Origin of the sequence: Pseudomonas sp. Z18(2022) (genome assembly GCF_036346535.1) — a bacterium.
Taxonomy (GTDB): domain Bacteria; phylum Pseudomonadota; class Gammaproteobacteria; order Pseudomonadales; family Pseudomonadaceae; genus Aquipseudomonas; species Aquipseudomonas yamanorum_A.
This window is the reverse complement of record NZ_JAOTOA010000015.1, coordinates 13,108-28,005: the sequence shown is the minus strand read 5'-3', so window position 1 is coordinate 28,005 and position 14,898 is coordinate 13,108. Positions and strand designations below refer to the sequence as shown.

General features: G+C 61.2%; 15 protein-coding genes. 7 read left to right on the top strand and 8 right to left on the bottom strand.

From position 1 onward, the window contains the following. Window positions 1-78 precede the first annotated feature (78 nt). On the top strand, window positions 79-552 hold the full coding sequence (locus V3W39_RS24300) for an Lrp/AsnC family transcriptional regulator (protein WP_003212305.1): 474 nt from the start codon (window positions 79-81) through the stop codon (window positions 550-552). Window positions 553-657: 105 nt separating this feature from the next. Here V3W39_RS24300 and catA read toward each other — a convergent pair whose 3' ends face one another. Genes catA through V3W39_RS24285 form a run of 3 tightly spaced genes read right to left on the bottom strand, consistent with a single transcriptional unit; the run spans window position 658 to window position 3,061 of the window. After that, complete coding sequence (gene catA / locus V3W39_RS24295; protein WP_330213470.1) at window positions 658-1,587, bottom strand: catechol 1,2-dioxygenase; 930 nt, start codon at window positions 1,585-1,587, stop codon at window positions 658-660. 42 nt (window positions 1,588-1,629) lie between these two features. After that, window positions 1,630-1,920: a muconolactone Delta-isomerase gene (gene catC, locus V3W39_RS24290; RefSeq protein WP_010165520.1), complete on the bottom strand. Its 291-nt coding sequence runs from the start codon at window positions 1,918-1,920 to the stop codon at window positions 1,630-1,632. Window positions 1,921-1,936: 16 nt separating this feature from the next. Continuing rightward, window positions 1,937-3,061 carry a muconate cycloisomerase family protein gene (locus tag V3W39_RS24285; protein ID WP_177042138.1) on the bottom strand — a complete coding sequence of 375 codons (1,125 nt, stop codon included), beginning with the start codon at window positions 3,059-3,061 and terminating at the stop codon, window positions 1,937-1,939. A gap of 114 nt (window positions 3,062-3,175) precedes the next feature. Between V3W39_RS24285 and V3W39_RS24280 the strand changes: the two genes are divergently transcribed. After that, entirely contained in the window at window positions 3,176-4,051 is an 876-nt protein-coding gene (locus tag V3W39_RS24280) for a LysR family transcriptional regulator (RefSeq protein WP_088423584.1), read from the top strand. 144 nt (window positions 4,052-4,195) lie between these two features. On the opposite strand, the gene V3W39_RS24275 is transcribed toward V3W39_RS24280, so the two are convergent. Beyond that, window positions 4,196-5,194: an AraC family transcriptional regulator gene (locus tag V3W39_RS24275; RefSeq protein WP_008436676.1), complete on the bottom strand. Its 999-nt coding sequence runs from the start codon at window positions 5,192-5,194 to the stop codon at window positions 4,196-4,198. Between the two features lie 312 nt (window positions 5,195-5,506). On the opposite strand from V3W39_RS24275, the gene antA reads away from it, so the two are divergent. The 4 genes from antA (at window position 5,507) to V3W39_RS24255 (ending at window position 9,996) form a co-directional block, all read left to right on the top strand. Continuing rightward, complete coding sequence (gene antA, locus V3W39_RS24270) at window positions 5,507-6,898, top strand: anthranilate 1,2-dioxygenase large subunit (RefSeq protein WP_177042134.1); 1,392 nt, start codon at window positions 5,507-5,509, stop codon at window positions 6,896-6,898. Further along, window positions 6,898-7,389 carry an anthranilate 1,2-dioxygenase small subunit gene (gene antB / locus V3W39_RS24265; protein ID WP_177078907.1) on the top strand — a complete coding sequence of 164 codons (492 nt, stop codon included), beginning with the start codon at window positions 6,898-6,900 and terminating at the stop codon, window positions 7,387-7,389. The genes antA and antB overlap by 1 nt, the downstream gene beginning before the upstream one ends. 127 nt (window positions 7,390-7,516) lie before the next feature. Continuing rightward, complete coding sequence (antC, locus tag V3W39_RS24260; RefSeq protein ID WP_330213469.1) at window positions 7,517-8,524, top strand: anthranilate 1,2-dioxygenase electron transfer component AntC; 1,008 nt, start codon at window positions 7,517-7,519, stop codon at window positions 8,522-8,524. Between the two features lie 71 nt (window positions 8,525-8,595). Then, window positions 8,596-9,996 (top strand): amino acid permease, encoded by a 1,401-nt coding sequence (locus tag V3W39_RS24255; protein WP_177025780.1) that lies wholly within the window; start codon window positions 8,596-8,598, stop codon window positions 9,994-9,996. 124 nt (window positions 9,997-10,120) lie between these two features. On the opposite strand, the gene kynA is transcribed toward V3W39_RS24255, so the two are convergent. Next, window positions 10,121-10,978: a tryptophan 2,3-dioxygenase gene (gene kynA, locus V3W39_RS24250; protein ID WP_010174181.1), complete on the bottom strand. Its 858-nt coding sequence runs from the start codon at window positions 10,976-10,978 to the stop codon at window positions 10,121-10,123. Next, window positions 10,975-11,625, bottom strand: a complete 651-nt coding sequence (kynB, locus tag V3W39_RS24245) for an arylformamidase (RefSeq protein WP_259196377.1) — start codon at window positions 11,623-11,625, stop codon at window positions 10,975-10,977. The genes kynA and kynB overlap by 4 nt, the downstream gene beginning before the upstream one ends. Window positions 11,626-12,014: 389 nt before the next feature. On the opposite strand from kynB, the gene V3W39_RS24240 reads away from it, so the two are divergent. After that, a complete protein-coding gene (locus V3W39_RS24240; RefSeq protein ID WP_003212331.1) occupies window positions 12,015-12,359 on the top strand; it encodes a cupin domain-containing protein in 345 nt (114 codons plus the stop codon). 42 nt (window positions 12,360-12,401) lie between these two features. Here the strand turns inward: V3W39_RS24240 and mmsB are convergent, their stop codons facing one another. Together mmsB and V3W39_RS24230 are read right to left on the bottom strand one after the other, a co-directional pair. Further along, window positions 12,402-13,289 (bottom strand): 3-hydroxyisobutyrate dehydrogenase, encoded by an 888-nt coding sequence (gene mmsB, locus V3W39_RS24235; protein ID WP_177078902.1) that lies wholly within the window; start codon window positions 13,287-13,289, stop codon window positions 12,402-12,404. 14 nt (window positions 13,290-13,303) lie between these two features. After that, a complete protein-coding gene (locus V3W39_RS24230) occupies window positions 13,304-14,821 on the bottom strand; it encodes a CoA-acylating methylmalonate-semialdehyde dehydrogenase (protein WP_330213468.1) in 1,518 nt (505 codons plus the stop codon). Window positions 14,822-14,898 lie beyond the last annotated feature (77 nt).

Genomic DNA, 14,898 nt, shown 5'->3' with positions numbered 1-14,898 from the left:
GCAAAGTGGTGGGCAACAGGCTAATTAAGCTGTAGGAAATTCGAATTTAACCCCCAAACACGCGGATTTATTCTAACCATGATTCTCGACGCCACCGACCTGCGCCTTCTGCATTTCCTGCAACAGGATGGCCGTATCAGTAACCAGGAACTGGCGGAGAAAGTCGCCCTGTCGCCATCGGCCTGCCTGCGGCGTTTGCGCCTGCTGGAGAGCGAGGGAATCATCAGTGGTTATCGGGCGGTGTTGAACGCCGAGCAGTTGGGGATTGAGCTGGAGGCTATCGTCCACCTGTCGTTGCGCCAGGATGTGGAGGATTGGCACGAGACGTTTATCAAGAAGGTGCAGGGGTGGCCGGAAGTGGCCAGTGCGTATGTGATTACCGGGGCGAGTAATTATGTGCTGCGGGTGCAGGCACGTAACCTCAAGCACTTCTCGGACTTTATCGTGAACCACCTGAACCGCACGGCGGGGGTGATGGATATTCGGTCGGAGATTGTGTTGCAGAAGATCAAGGATCGGGATGACTTGCTGGATCTGGTTGTTCGCAAATAGCACGAACACCACACATCAAAGGTGGGAGCTGGCTTGCCTGCGATAGCGGTGTTTCATTCACCACCGCTATCGCAGGCAAGCCAGCTCCCACCTTTTTTACCGCGTTCAGTCTTCGAGGGCGCGCACCCGCTGCATGCGCTTTTGCTCCACCGGCGCCGCCGCCGACTGCAACTCAAAGTCAAAATCAATCTGCGCAAACTGCCCTTCCACACCAAACTCCTTCGCCAGGTGTGCGTCTTCGCTGAAGCGAATCTCGGCGATCAATTCATCCCGCGTCGCGTAGGCAAAATCATCGTGCAGGTACGGATCATCCGACAGGTTGATCTGCGTGGTCAGGTGCCGATGGCCCGGGGCCGAGATGAAGAAGTGGATATGCGCCGGCCGTTGGCCGTGGCGACCCAACTGGTCCAGCAACTGCTGGGTCGGCCCGGTCGGCGGGCAGCCATACCCGGACGGCACGATGCTGCGGAAACGATAGTTGCCCTGGGCATCGGTCTCGATCCGCCGGCGCAGGTTGAACTCCGACTGCGTGCCGTCAAACCACGAATACGTGCCGCCGGTATTGGCCTGCCACACATCGACAATCGCTCCCGCCAACGGTTTGCCATTGGTGTCGCGCACCTGGCCCTGCATGAACAGCGGCACACCCGGGTCCAGCCCGTCATCCAGCCGCGCTTCGTATTGGGACAGCGGCGCGCCGGCCACATACAGCGGGCCTTCGATGGTGCGCGGGGTGCCGCCGGATTTGCCGGCTTCCTCGTCCGCCGCGTCCATCAGCATGTCCAGGTAATGCTCCAGGCCCAGGCCTGCCGCGAGCAACCCGGCTTCCTGGTTCTTGCCCAGTTCGTTGAGGTAGTTGACCGCCTTCCAGAACTCTTCCGGGGTCACTTCCAGGTCTTCGATGATGTTCACCGTGTCCCGCAGGATCCGGTAGATCAGCGCCTTGGCCCGTGGGTTGCCGCCGTCGTTCAGGTTGCCGCTGGCTTCTTCGAGAAACTGTTGGGCGTGAGCAGTCTGGGAAAGTCGGATGGTCATGGTGCAATCCTCATCTTGTAATTATTAGGTGAAAAAACAGACTCAGCGATCATCCTCACGGATCGACGATGGATGCCGGCACAGGGCATTCACTTCGATGGCCATGTAAGGATAAAGCGGCAGCTGCATCAACAGGTCATGCAGTTCCTGCACGCTGTCGACATCGAACACGCTGTAGTTGGCATACAGCCCGGCGATGCGCCACAGGTGGCGCCATTTGCCTTGCTCTTGTAAGCGCTGCGAGAAGGCTTTTTCTTCAGCCTTGAGCGCGGCGGCACGCTCGGGGTTCATGTCGACGGGCAGGTTCACGGTCATTTTTACGTGGAACAACATCGCAAGTGTCCTCTTGTTATTTATCGCGACGGAAGAACGCCAGGCGCTCTTCATCGATGGCCAGGCCCAGGCCCGGAGCGGTAGAGACATGCAGGTGGAAATCGCGGTACACCAGCGGCTCGGCCAGGATGTCTTCGGTGAGCAACAGCGGGCCGAACAGCTCGGTGTCCCACGCCAGTTTGTTCAAGGTGAGAAAGGCATGGGCCGAGGCCAGGGTGCCGATGCCGCCTTCGAGCATGGTGCCGCCGTACAGGCCGATGCCCGCGGCTTCGGCAATCGCGGCAGTGCGCAACACCGCGCGCGGGCCGCCGTTCTTGGCGATCTTCAGGGCGAACACCGAAGCCGCGCCTTCGCGGGCCAGGTTGAAGGCGTCTTCCACACATTCGATGGATTCGTCGGCCATGATCGGCGCCGGGCTCGACAGGTTGAGGCGGGCCATGCCGCCACGGTTGTTGCGTGAAATGGGTTGTTCGATCAGGTCGATGCCATTGTCGCCCAGCACCTTGCAGGCGCGCAGGGCCACGGCTTCGTCCCAGGCCTGATTGACGTCGACCCGCACACTGGCGCGCTCGCCCAGGGCTTTTTTGATCGCGATGACGTGGGCCAGGTCCTGGCTGACTTCTCCGGCGCCGATCTTCAGTTTGAAGATGCGGTGGCGGCGCAGGTCGAGCATCTTCTCGGCTTCGGCGATGTCTTTTTCGGTGTTGCCGCTGGCCAGGGTCCAGGCCACTGGCAGGGCGTCCCGCACGCGGCCGCCGAGCAGTTCGCTGACCGGCAGGTTCAGGCGCTTGCCGAGGGCATCGAGCAAGGCGCTTTCGATACCCGACTTGGCAAAGGTGTTGCCCCGAATGCTGCGCTCCAGGCGCAACATGGCAGCGTTGATGTTGCTGGCGTCCTGGCCGAGCAGCAGCGGCGCGAAGTGCCGGTCGATGTTGATCTTGATGCTGTCGGGGCTTTCATTGCCGTAGCTCAGGCCGCCGATGGTGGTGGATTCACCAATGCCTTCGATGCCGTCGGCGCAGCGCACGCGGATGATCACCAGGGTCTGGTTCTGCATCGTGTGCATCGCCAGCTTGTGCGGGCGGATGGTAGGAAGGTCGACGATGATGGTCTCGATCGACTCGATGGCGCAAATCGGCATGGCAATACCCGTTGGGTTCTTTATAGATTTGGCCTGATTCTGTTCCCCATTTTTTCTGGCTTCCAATATAGAATTGGTCTCGAACAATACCCTTAAGGTATGAATGGAGTCCTTATGGAACTGCGCCATCTGCGTTACTTCCAGGTGCTGGGGGAAACCCTCAACTTCACCCGCGCCGCCGAACGCCTGCACATTGCCCAGCCGCCGTTGAGCCGGCAGATCCAGCAATTGGAGGACGAACTGGGTGTGGTCCTGCTGGAACGCGGGCGGCCGTTGCGGCTGACCGAGGCCGGGCGGTTTTTCTATGAGCACGCCAATGTGCTGCTGGAGCAACTGGGCAAGGTGTGCGACAACACCCGGCGCATCGGCCTTGGGCAAAAGACCTGGCTGGGCATCGGTTTTGCGCCGTCGACGCTGTACGGCGTGCTGCCGGAGTTGATCCGGCGGCTGCGCAGCCACGATGGCCTGGAGCTGGAGTTGGGTTTGTCGGAAATGACTACTTTGCAGCAGGTCGAAGCCCTCAAGGCCGGGCGAATTGACGTGGGCTTCGGGCGGATTCGCATCGACGACCCGGCCATTGTGCAGCGGGTGTTGGTGGAGGACCGGCTGGTGGCGGTGCTGCCGGCCGGGCATCCCTTGCTCGGCGCCCCGGCTACCTTGGCACAGTTGGCTGCGGAACCCTTCGTGCTCTACCCCGGCAACCCACGGCCGAGCTACGCCGACCATGTGATCGCGCTGTTCGACGCCCATGGATTGAGTCTCAAGGTTTCGCAGTGGACCAATGAGTTGCAGACCGCCATCGGCCTGGTCGGCGCGGGCATGGGCGTGACCCTGGTGCCGGCTTCGGTGCAGGTGCTGCATCGCGCAGATATCGGCTACACGCCGGTGGTGGAAGCCACCGCCACGTCGCCGATCATTCTCAGCCGGCGGATCAATGACCAGTCGCCGGGGCTCAATCATTGTCTGCAATTGGTCGAAGAGTTGATCTGAGGTCTCACAACCACCACAAATCCCCTGTGGGAGCTGGCTTGCCTGCGATAGCGGTGATTCAGAAAAGGAAATGCAAGCTGATCCACCGCTATCGCAGGCAAGCCAGCTCCTACAGGGGATCTCCGTTGGTTTTGAGTCGTGTGTTCAGCCACGCATGCGCCGGGCGTCGTTGCGTTGCAGGGTCTGGCTGGGGGACTCGTCGAACAGCTTGCGGTACTCGGCCGAAAACCGTCCCAGGTGGGTAAAGCCCCAGCCCAGGGCGATCTCGGAGATGGTGCGGGTTGAGCCGTGTTCGAGGATTTGCTGGCGCACGGCACCCAGGCGGTATTTCTTCAGGTAAGCCATGGGCGACAGGGCGAAGTATTTGCGGAAGGCATCGAACAGTTTGAATCGCGACACGCCTGCCGCCGCCTCCAGATCCTCCAGGTGCACCGCTTCCCGCGCATTGTCGTGAATGTACTGCCGGGCCCGAATCAGATAGTGCGGCAGCTTCACTCCCAGCACGTCCCGCAGTTCTTCGGAATAGTTGTTCGGCTGGGCCAGGATCAGGCCCTTGATCAGCGAGCTTTCCAGGTCCCGGGTAAACGCCACCTGGTCATACAGCTCGCTGCTGCGTTCCAGTTCGGCGATGAAATACCGCGCCATGCGCCACCACGATGCGGAGGCACCGTCCACCGCGTCCATCGCCGACTCGAAGCGCAGCGGCGCCTCAATCGGCCGTTGCAGGAGGCCTTCCAGGGATTCGCTCATGGCCGCGCGGGTGATCACCACTTGCAGCTTGCGGCAGTCGCCGGAGATCTCCAGCACCTGATGCTCGTTGGGCGAGATGATCACGCCCTGGTCGCGGTTGGAGCTCAGCCGCACGCCGTTCTTGCTCAGCTCCTGCTCGCCCACCAGCGGCAGGGTCAGGCTGTAGCTGCTGAAGTGCTCGGCGTCTTCGATGTCGATGGTGACGTCGGTGCCGTACTCGATAATCCCCAGCGTCGTGGCGCGGGACTTGAACACATTGGCACTGTGGTGAAAGCGGATGCGCTCCGGCGTCGCGGTTTGCAGCCGGTGCGGCCCGCAAATGCCGGACATCCAGCTGCAGGCGCCTTCAAGGTCGAAGCGCTCGATACGTATATCGCGTGTATTGCTACTCATCACGGGGCACCCACGGCAATTGTGGCCGGCGCGCTCTGACGGCGCGTCCTGGTAGAGCAACAGCAAGTTTTGCGCCACGCCAGCGGGATCGCCACTGAGTGGATAGCAACCGTCGACTAAGTGGATAACAAGCAGACTTTTCCGACAATCACCTTGCAAGACAGTAGCGCATTGCGCCACCTCCCTGCACCGCCGTGGGTATTTCGTGCCCAACTAAGTGGCCCACCTTCCCCCATTAACCGGATAGCCCGCCGCCCCGCCGCAGCCCCTTAATGGCCCACCCGTTTAGCCATTATCAAAAAGGTGCCTCCCATGAGTGGTGCAAGAAGCGTCGAGCAGTGGAAAAGTTTTATCGAAGGCTGCCTGGATTTTCGTCCGGTGGATGAAGTGTTCCGCATCGCCCGGGACATGTTCACCGAGCCGGAACTGTTTGATCTGGAGATGGAGCTGATCTTCGAAAAGAACTGGATCTACGCCTGTCACGAAAGCGAACTGGCCAACAAACATGACTTCATGACGATGCGCGCCGGGCGCCAGCCGATGATCATCACCCGCGATGGCGAAGGCCAGCTCAACGCGCTGATCAACGCCTGCCAGCATCGCGGCACCACCCTGACGCGCGTCGGCAAGGGCAACCAGTCCACCTTCACCTGCCCGTTCCATGCCTGGTGCTACAAGAGCGACGGCCGGCTGGTGAAGGTCAAGGCGCCGGGCGAATACCCGGAAGGCTTCGACAAGGCCACTCGCGGCCTGAAGAAGGCGCGGATCGAGAGCTACAAGGGCTTTGTGTTCATCAGCCTGGACGTGAACGGCACCAACCGCCTGGAAGACTTCCTGGGCGATGCCAAAGTGTTCTTCGACATGATGGTGGCGCAGTCGGCCACTGGCGAGCTGGAAGTGCTGCCGGGCAAATCCGCCTACACCTATGACGGCAACTGGAAACTGCAAAACGAAAACGGCCTGGACGGTTATCACGTCAGCACCGTGCACTACAACTACGTGGCCACGGTGCAGCATCGTCAGCAGGTCAACACCGAGAACGGCACAGGTTCCGGTACGACCCTGGACTACAGCAAGCTCGGCGCCGGTGATGCCAACACCGACGACGGCTGGTTCGCCTTCAACAACGGCCACAGCCTGTTGTTCAGCGACATGCCCAACCCCACCGTGCGCTCGGGCTACGCCACCATCATGCCGCGCCTGATCGAAGAACACGGCCAGCAAAAAGCCGAGTGGATGATGCACCGCCTGCGCAACCTGAATATCTATCCGAGCCTGTTCTTTCTCGACCAGATCAGCTCGCAGTTGCGGATCATCCGTCCTATCGCGTGGAACAAGACCGAGATCATCAGCCAGTGCCTGGGGGTGAAAGGCGAGTCTGACGCCGACCGTGAAAACCGCATTCGCCAGTTCGAGGATTTCTTCAACGTCTCGGGCATGGGCACGCCGGATGACCTGGTGGAATTTCGCGAAGCCCAGCGCGGTTTCCAGGGCCGCCTGGAGCGCTGGAGCGATATCTCCCGGGGCAGCCACCGCTGGGAAACCGGGCCGACGCCCAACAGCGAATCCATCGGTATCCAGCCGGCGATGACCGGCACCGAATTCACCCACGAAGGGTTGTACGTCAACCAGCATCGCAACTGGCAGAAGTTCCTGCTGGACGGGCTCGATGCCCAAGCCCTGAAACTGCGGGAGGTGGAATGATGAATGCGCAATTGCAGTACCGGATCGAGCAGTTCTTTTATCGCAAGTCCGAGCTGTGCGATGCCCAGGATTGGGACGCCTACGTGCAGCTGTTCGACCCGCAGAGTGAGTTCCACCTGCCGCAGTGGGATTCGGAACACGTCTACACCCGCGACCCGAAGCGCGAGATGTCGTTGATCTATTACGCCAACCGGTCGGGGCTGGAGGATCGGGTGTTTCGCCTGCGCACGGGCAAGGCGGCGTCGGCCACGCCGATGCCGAGGACGCTGCATTTGATCAATAACGTGCGGATTGCCGAGCAGGCAGACGGGCTGCTGGAAGTGAAGCTGAACTGGCACACGCTGTTCTATCGACTGGCGACGTCGGAGCAGTTCTACGGCAGCGCCACTTACAGCCTCAAGCCCGATGGCGACAGTTGGTTGATCACCCGCAAGCATGCGTTGTTGCTCAACGACACCATCAATTCGGTGCTGGATTTCTATCACCTGTGAACACCTCCCCCCCCCGTAGCAGCTGTCGAGCCTTGGCGAGGCTGCGTCTGCGGAGTGTCAGATGCGCCGCCTACGCAGCCTCGCCAAGGCTCGACAGCTGCTACGCGGTGCTTTAGAGAGCGATCATATGAATCACAAAGTGGCCTTCAGTTTTGCCGACGGCAAGACCCTGTTTTTCCCGGTGGGCGCCAATGAAATCCTGCTGGATGCTGCCTTGCGCAATGGCATCAAGATCCCGCTCGACTGCCGCGAAGGCGTGTGCGGCACCTGCCAGGGCCGGTGCGAGTCGGGCAATTTCACTCAGGACTATGTGGACGAGGAAGCCCTCTCCAGCCTCGACCTGCAACAACGCAAAATGCTCAGTTGCCAGACCCGGGTCCAATCCGACGCAGCGTTTTATTTCGACTTTGATTCCAGCCTGTGCAACGCACCGGGGCCGGTACAGATTCGCAGCACGGTGAGCGCGGTGCAGCAGGTCTCGGCCAGCACGGCGATCCTGCACCTGGAGCTTGAAACCCCACTGGATTTCCTGCCGGGCCAATACGCCCGACTGTCGATTCCCGGCACCGACAGTTGGCGCTCCTACTCCTTCGCCAACCGCCCGGGCAATCAGTTGCAGTTCCTGATTCGCCTGCTGCCCGATGGCGTGATGAGCAATTACATCCGCGAACGCTGCCAGGTCGGCGATGAGCTGCTGCTGGAAGCGCCACTGGGCGCCTTCTACCTGCGGCATGTCACCCAACCGTTGGTACTGGTGGCCGGCGGCACCGGCTTGTCGGCGCTGCTGGGCATGCTCGATGAACTGGCCGCCAACGCTTGCCAGCAGCCGGTGCACCTGTACTACGGCGTGCGCGGTGCGGCAGATTTGTGCGAGGCCGCCCGCATCGCTGCCTACGCCGAAAAAATCCCGGGCTTTCGCTACACCGAAGTCCTCAGCGACCCGCCACCCGACTGGCCCGGCAAACGCGGCTACCTCACCGAGCATTTCGACCTGGCCGAATTGCGGGATCAATCGGCAGATATGTATGTGTGCGGGCCGCCGCCGATGGTCGAATCCATCAAACAATGGCTGCTGGAGCAGGCACTTGATGACGTTCAGCTGTATTACGAAAAGTTTACCGAGAGTAATATCTGACCCCTCAGCGGTATGAGGGGCTGGTTCGGTGTGCGATCAACCCTGAAAAAAACAAGTAGAAGGGAATGTTAATGGCGGATGACATGGTTAACCCGGTGGGCCTCAAGCGTGGCCTGAAGAACCGGCATATTCAGCTGATTGCCTTGGGAGGGGCGATCGGGACCGGGCTGTTCCTCGGCTCGGCGGGCGTGCTCAAGTCGGCGGGCCCCTCGATGATCCTGGGCTATGCGGTAGCCGGTTTCATCGCGTTCCTGATCATGCGCCAGCTCGGCGAGATGATCGTCGAGGAACCGGTGGCCGGGTCCTTCAGCCACTTCGCCCACAAATACTGGGGCGGTTACGCAGGCTTCCTCGCCGGCTGGAACTACTGGGTGCTCTACGTGTTGGTAGGCATGGCCGAGCTGACGGCGGTGGGCAAGTACATCCAGTTCTGGTGGCCGGAGATTCCGACCTGGGTCAGCGCGGTGGTGTTCTTCGTGCTGGTCAACCTGATCAACACCCTCAACGTGAAGTTCTTCGGTGAGACCGAGTTCTGGTTCGCGATCATCAAGGTGGTGGCGATTGTCGGCATGATCGTGCTCGGTTGCTACCTGCTGTTCAGCGGCACCGGCGGCCCGCAAGCCTCGGTGAGCAACCTGTGGAGCCACGGCGGGTTCTTCCCCAATGGCGGCATGGGGCTGCTGATGTCCATGGCGTTCATCATGTTCTCGTTCGGCGGCCTGGAGCTGGTGGGTATTACCGCCGCCGAAGCCAGCGAGCCGCGCAAGGTGATCCCGAAGGCGATCAACCAGGTGGTGTACCGGATCCTGATTTTCTACGTCGGCGCCCTCACCGTGCTGCTGTCGCTGTACCCGTGGGACCAACTGCTGCAAACCCTCGGCGCGTCGGGCGATGCCTACAGCGGCAGCCCGTTTGTGCAGATCTTTTCCTTGATCGGTAACGACACCGCCGCCCACATCCTCAACTTCGTGGTATTGACCGCGGCGCTGTCGGTGTACAACAGCGGCGTGTACTGCAACAGCCGCATGCTGTTCGGCCTGGCCGAGCAGGGCGATGCGCCGAAAGCGCTGATGAAGTTGAACAAGCAAGGTGTGCCGCTGCGTGCCCTGGGTATTTCGGCCCTGGTGACGCTGCTGTGCGTGGTGATCAACTACGTCGCGCCGCATGACGCACTGGAGTTGTTGTTTGCGCTGGTGGTTGCCTCGCTGATGATCAACTGGGCGCTGATCAGCCTGACTCACATCAAGTTCCGCAAGGCCATGGGCGAACAAGGCGTGGTGCCGTCGTTCAAGACCTTCTGGTTCCCGTTCAGCAACTACCTGTGCCTGGCGTTCATGCTGATGATCATCTGCGTGATGCTGGCGATTCCGGGTGTGCGGGCGTCGGTGTATGCGATCCCGGTTTGGGTCGGGATTATCTATGTGGCGTACCGGTTGCGGTTGAATAACGCGAAGGCTGTGGCTGTGCGCTAAACCTGTGGGAGCTGGCTTGCCTGCGATAGCGGTGGTGACTGATACACCGCTATCGCAGGCAAGCCAGCTCCCACATTTGGATCGTATTGCAAATGAAAAGCCCCGGTTCTCCGGGGCTTTTTTATTACAGCGTGGAACGCACTCGCCACAGCTCGGGGAACAGCACGGTGTCGAGCATCTTGCGCAGGTAACCCACGCCTTCGGTGCCGCCGGTGCCCGGCTGGAAGCCGATGATCCGCTCCACCGTGGTGACATGGCGAAAGCGCCATTGGCGGAAGGAATCTTCCAGGTCGATAAACTTTTCGGCCAGTTGGTACAGGTCCCAATAGCGGCTCGGATCGCGATAGACCTCGCGCCACGCCGCCTCCACGGAATCATCGTGAACCGTCGGCGCCGTGGGGTCGCGTTCAGCGCGCTGCGGGTCGATCGCCAGTCCGGCCTTGGCCATCAGGTTGACCGCCTCGTCATACAGCGACGGCGTGGCAATCGCCACTTTCAGCTCGTTCAACAACTCCGGGCGATGGGCGTGAGGCCGCAACAGCGCCGCGCTCTTGTTGCCGAGGATGAATTCGATTTCCCGGTACTGGAACGACTGGAAGCCCGACGATTGCCCCAGGTACGGGCGGATCGACTTGTACTCCGACGGCGTCATGGTCGCCAGCACCGCCCAGGCGTGCACCAGTTGGTCAAAGATCCGCGATACCCGCGCCAGCATCTTGAACGCTGGCGGCAGCTCACCCAGGCGCACGTGTTCGCGGGCGGCCTTGAGCTCGTGGAGCATCAGCTTCATCCACAACTCCGAGGTCTGGTGCTGGATGATGAACAGCATCTCGTTGTGGTCCGGCGACAGCGGGTGCTGGGCGCTGAGCACTTTGCCCAGGTCCAGGTAGTCGCCGTAGCTCATGGACTCGGAAAAATTCAGCTCGGCGTTATGCCATTCTTCCGGCGGCTGGTAGTCAGGGGAGAAAGGACACTGGCTCATCGCGTGGGCTCCTTGAGCGGGCGGAGGATGGCTCGTACCGGGCTGGCATCGAGGTTGGCAAAACGCAACGGCAGCGCGATCAACTCGTAATCACCCTCCGGCACGTCATCAAGGACGATGCCTTCGAGAATCGCCATGCCATGCCGGGCCACGGCGTTGTGGGAATCCATGGTCTTGGACTGCTGCGGGTCCAGCGACGGCGTGTCGATGCCGATCAGGCGCACACCGAGGCTGGCCAGCAGCTCAATCGTTTCCGGGGCGACCGCAGTGAAATTCGAATCCCAGGTCTCCAGCGGAGCCTGTTGATAAGTGCGTAACAGCACACGCTCCGGCAGGTCCTCCAGGTGGCCTTCCAATTGGTGCGGCTGCACCAGCGCGCCACTGCCCAGGCAATGCAGCACCCGGCACGGGCCCATGTACACATCCAGGGACACTTCGCCAATCGGCGCACCGTCGGCGCTGTAGTGCAGCGGCGCGTCCACATGGGCGCCGGTGTGGGGCGACAGGGTGATGCGCCCGACATTCACCGGGCACTCAGGGCCGAACTGCCAGACGCGCTCTTCCTGAAACGGCGTATCACCCGGCCAGGTCGGGGTCGCGGTGCTCAAGGGCGGGCTGATGTCCCACCACGTTTTTATTGGATTCATTTCAAGGCTCTCGGTCGTTACTGGGGTGAATGATACGAGGGCCGGCTGTAAATATTCTTGCGAATTCCAGCGCAAATCGGGAAATCTTTCGCACTTACTGCGAGGAAATGGCTGATTGGCGCACAGATATTTCGTACTGACTCAATCCTTCAAACAACAAATATTCCCTGTGGGAGCCGGGCTTGCCCGCGATGAGGCCGGCACAGCTTGCCCTTCCATCGCCTGACACTCCGCCATCGCGGGCAAGCCCGGCTCCCACAGGGGTTAGCGGTGACTCACGGATGTGCAAATGCCTGCGCTTCTGGGCATCCCGATGTCGAGTTCAGACCACTGGCACGCCGCCCAAGGCGCTAGGGTTCGGGCTTCCCTTCCTCTGCCTCGGAATCATCATGTCCAAGCCGATCACCGTACTGCGCGACACCCACCCACTGCCGGTGCTGGACGCCTGCAAATGGGAAAAACTCGAAGGCGACCCGCACACCGTCAACCTCAACGCCTACACCAGCGAAGACGGCAGCAAGATCATGGGCACCTGGATCTGCACCCCGGGCAAATGGCGGGTGGAGTATGTGAAGTGGGAGTACTGCCATTTCCAGGAAGGCTACTGCGTGATCACCCCGGACGGCCTGGAGCCCATCCATTTACGGGCTGGGGATATCTTCGTGGTGGAACCGGGGATGAAGGGGACGTGGGAAGTGGTCGAGACGGTGCGTAAGTATTTTGTGTTTGCCTGAAGCCATTGTGGTGAGAGGGCTTGCCCCCTCACCACAAACGCCCTATTTGGGCTTGCGATAACTGTTGATGATCGCCGAGAAGTCCTTGCCCCCTTCTCCACGCTGGCTCATGGATTGATACAACTGCTGCGCCACCGCGCCGAGGATCACTGGTTGGTGCGCCTGGCGTGCTGCTTCAGTGGCCAGCCCCAGATCCTTGAGCATCAGTTCCGCACCAAACCCACCGGTATAACCCCGGGACGACGGCGCCGTTTCGATAATCCCGGGCCACGGGTTGTAGGTGTCCGAGCTCCAGCAGCGCCCGGTGGAGCTGTTGATGATTCCCGCCAGCACTTGGGTGTCGATGCCCAGCGCATCGCCCAGGGCCATGGCTTCGCTGACGCCGACCATGGTGATGCCCAGCAGCAGGTTGTTGCAGATCTTGGCGATTTGCCCGGTGCCGACTTCGCCGCAGTGCACGATATTGCGGCCCATCTGCGCCAATACCGGTTGCAGGGTGGCGAACAGTTCCGGGGTGGCGCCGACCATGAAGGTCAACGTCCCGGCCTGGGCGCCGCCGGTGCCGCCGGACACCGGGGCATCGGCCATCACCACGCCGTGTTTCGCCGCCGCAGCCGCCACGTCGCGAGCGGTTTGCGGGTCGATGGTGCTGCAATCCACCGCCGGCACGCCTTTGCCAATGCCGGCCAGCACGCCGTCTTCACCCAGCCACACGCTGCGCACATGGGCCGCAGCCGGAAGCATGGTTACCACCAACTCGGCGCCTTCTGCTGCCGCGCGCGGCGAGGCGCTGATGGTGCCGCCCAGTTCGGCCAGTTCCTTGAGCACGGTCTGGTTCAGGTCAAACAGGTTCAGCGCGTGGCCAGCCTTGATCAGGTTGCGCGCCATCGGCGCGCCCATGTTGCCCAGGCCAATAAATGCAATCTTCATGGTCGTCTCCTCGATCAGCGCAGGTTGATGGTGGTGTTGACGCCATCGTTGACGCTGTCGTCGTCGAACCAGCGGCTGGTGACGGTTTTGGTCTGGGTGTAGAACTGCACCACTTGCTTGCCGTACGGGCCCAGGTCGCCGAGTTTCGAACCACGGGAACCGGTGAAGCTGAAGAACGGTACCGGCACAGGGATCGGGATGTTGATGCCAACCTGGCCAACGTCGATTTCGCTCTGGAATTTACGCGCTGCCGCGCCGCTCTGGGTAAACAGGCCGGTGCCGTTGCCGAACGGGTTGGCGTTCACCAGGGCAATGGCCTGGTCGAGGGTGTCGACTTCCAGCACCACCAGCACCGGGCCGAAGATTTCCTGGGTGTAGATCTGCATGTCAGTGGTCACGCCAGAGAACAGGGTCGGGCCGACGAAATTGCCGTCCTCAAAACCCGGCACCTTGATGCCACGGCCATCCAGCTCCAGCTTGGCGCCTTCTTTTACACCGCTTTCGATCAGGTCGAGGATGCGTGCCTTGGCGCGCTTGGAGATCACCGGGCCCACATCGGTGCCCGCTTCGCTGCCGGCGTTCACGTTGAGCTTTTGCGCCAGGGCCTTGAGGTCCGGCAGCCATTGCTTGGCCGCGCCCACCAGCACCACCACGGAAGTTGCCATGCAACGCTGACCGGCGGCGCCGAAACCGGCACCTACCAGGGCGTTCAGGGTTTGCTCGCGATTGGCATCCGGCAGCACCACGGCGTGGTTTTTGGCGCCCATCATCGATTGCACGCGCTTGCCGTGTTTGCCGGCGAGGTCGTAGACGTGGGTACCGACAGCGGTCGAACCGACGAAGGACACGGCCTTGATGTCTTTATGGGTGCAGAGCGCATCCACCACGTCCTTGCCGCCATGAACCACGTTCAGCACACCGGCTGGCACGCCGGCTTCCAGCGCCAGCTCAACCAGCAGCACGGTCGACAGCGGGTCCTGTTCCGACGGCTTGAGTACGAAGGTGTTACCGCAGGCGATGGCCATCGGGAACATCCACAGCGGAATCATCGCCGGGAAGTTGAACGGGGTGATGCCGGCGCACACGCCGATCGGCTGGCGCAGGGTGTAGGTATCGACGCCACCGGCGACGTTTTCCGCGAATTCGCCCATCTGCAACGTGCCGATGGAGCACGCATGCTCCACCACTTCCAGGCCACGGAAAATGTCGCCTTCAGCGTCGGCAATGGTCTTGCCCTGCTCGGCACTGAGCACCACGGCGATGCGCTTGGAGTGTTCGCGGATCAAGGCTTGCAGCTTGAGCATGATGCGCATGCGCGCACCGATCGGCGTCAGCTTCCAGGTCTGGAAGGCGCGATGGGCGGCGTCGATGGCTGCGTTGACTTCTTCGGGGGTGGAAAACGGTACGCGGGCCAGCACTTGCTGGGTGGCCGGGTTGACGATGTCTTGCCATTCGGTGGTCTTGGATTCGACCCACTCGCCGTTGATCAGCAGCTTGACCTGTTTTACGGAAATATCGGCAGATGCGTTCATGTGGTCTCCAATTCTTGTAGGTATGCAGAGAACCAAGGCATTGAATCGCCTTGAGGAATGAGGCGTTCGGACTGTTT